Source organism: Polaromonas sp. P3_C2, assembly GCF_056402675.1.
In genome coordinates this window covers 1-1,875 of record NZ_JBFUGX010000734.1, presented here as the reverse complement: position 1 = coordinate 1,875, position 1,875 = coordinate 1, and the positions used below count along the sequence as shown (strand labels likewise).

General features: G+C 64.5%; 2 protein-coding genes. Both read right to left on the bottom strand.

Features of this window, described 5'->3' with window-relative positions:
• Positions 1-140: 140 nt before the first annotated feature.
• Positions 141-806, bottom strand: coding sequence for a methionine ABC transporter permease (locus tag AC1DWI_RS21320; protein WP_457278549.1), 666 nt, complete (start codon positions 804-806; stop codon positions 141-143).
• 3 nt (positions 807-809) lie between these two features.
• On the bottom strand, positions 810-1,871 hold the full coding sequence (locus AC1DWI_RS21315; RefSeq protein ID WP_477670798.1) for a methionine ABC transporter ATP-binding protein: 1,062 nt from the start codon (positions 1,869-1,871) through the stop codon (positions 810-812).
• Positions 1,872-1,875: the final 4 nt, after the last annotated feature.

Sequence of the window (1,875 nt, the reverse complement as noted above, 5' to 3'; positions counted from 1 at the left end):
GGGTTAGGGTGAGGGCCGGCGGCCTCTGCAAGCCGGGCAGCCTTTCGACCGCCGCTGGCCCCCACTCCTGCCCTCCCCCAGTGGGGGAGGGAGGAACTCAGGGAGTCAACATCGCTGTTGATAGGAGGTGAAGGCCTCGCTCATCTGTGGCTCAACCTGCGCACAGCCCAGTCGCCCAGGCTTTGCACCGCCTGCACAAACAGGATGAGCACCAGCACCACGGCCAGCATCACTTCCGGCAAAAAGCGCTGGTAGCCGTAGCGGATGCCCAGGTCCCCCAACCCGCCGCCGCCAATGGCGCCGGCCATGGCCGAGTAACCCGTGAGGCTCACGAAGGTGATGGTCAGGCCCGCGACGATGCCGGGCAGCGCCTCGGGCAGCAGCACCTTGAAGACGATCTGCCGTGTGGTCGCACCCATGGCCAGCGCGGCTTCGATCAGCCCGTGGTCGACTTCGCGCAGCGAGGTTTCCACCAGACGTGCAATGAACGGCGCCGCCGCGATGGTGAGCGGCACCACGGCCGCCGCCGTGCCGATGGACGAGCCGGTGATGAAGCGCGTCAGCGGAATGATGGCCACCAGCAAAATGATGAAAGGCGTGGAACGCACCGCATTGACAAGGCCGCCGACGACGCGGTTCACGCCCGCGTTCTGCAACACGCCGCCCTCGTCTGTCAGCCGCAAAAACACCCCGAGTGGAATGCCGATGAGCGCGCCCACCGCGCCCGAGATGCCCACCATGACGATGGTTTCCCACAGCGAGCTGACAAAGAGCTCGAGCAGGGCTTGTGAAAAGTTGCTGAACACGGCTTAAATCCTCCCGCCCACGGCCAGCTCACCGCCGACCTGGTCTACATGCACGCCTGCGCCGCGCAAATGCGCCACCGCCGCGTTGAGCTGCTCGCGTGCGCCGCGCGCAAACACTGCCAGCGAGCCGAAAGGCTTGCCCTGAATCTCATCCACCTGCCCGTGCACGATGGACAGATCAATGCCGAAACGGCGAATCACGTCTGACAGCAAAGGCCGATCCGACTCATCGCCCGCAAATGCCAGCCGCAAAAGCTGCCCTTCTTCAGGGTGCTCGGCGCTCATCAGGGTGCGTATGCGCGCCAGCACGCTGTCGGGCAAATCCTGCGGCACGATCTCGGCGATCAGGCTGCGTGTGGTGTCGTGCTGGGGCCGGGTAAAAACATCAATCACCGGGCCGCTTTCGACAATGCGGCCGGCGTCAATCACCGCCACGCGGTCGGCCACCTGTTTGATCACCTGCATCTGGTGCGTGATCAGCACGATGGTGAGGCCGAATTCCTTGTTGATCTGGCGCAGCAGGCCGAGGATGGAGCGCGTGGTTTCGGGGTCCAGCGCCGAAGTAGCTTCATCCGACAGCAACACCTTGGGCCGGTTGGCCAGCGCGCGCGCAATGCCCACACGCTGCTTTTGCCCGCCGCTGATCTGCGCCGGGTACCGGTCCGCCAGCGTGCTCAGGCCGACCAGGTCCAGCAGCGGTTCAACTCGCGCCTTGATGTCGGCTGCCGACAAACCCGCAATCTCCAGCGGCAAGGCCACGTTGCCGTACACCGTGCGTGACGACAGCAGATTGAAATGCTGAAAGATGATGCCGATGTCGCGCCGGGCTACACGCAGTGCTTCGCCGTTCAGCGAAGTCAGTTCCCGGCCGCCCACCAAAACCTGGCCGGCCGTCGGCCGGTTCAGCAGGTTGACCACGCGCACCAGCGAGCTTTTGCCCGCACCACTGCGGCCGATGATGCCGTAGACCTCGCCCGGGTTGATGTGAAGGTCGACGCCCCGCAGTGCTTCGACCGGGCCGCTGGGGCCCTTGTAGGTTTGAAAAATACCTTTGAGCTCGATCATGAAA

Coding starts and splice junctions, on each gene's coding strand:
- AC1DWI_RS21315 (WP_477670798.1), bottom strand. CDS start 1,871: ATGATCGAGCTCAAAGGTATTTTTCAAACCTACAAGGGCCCCAGCGGC.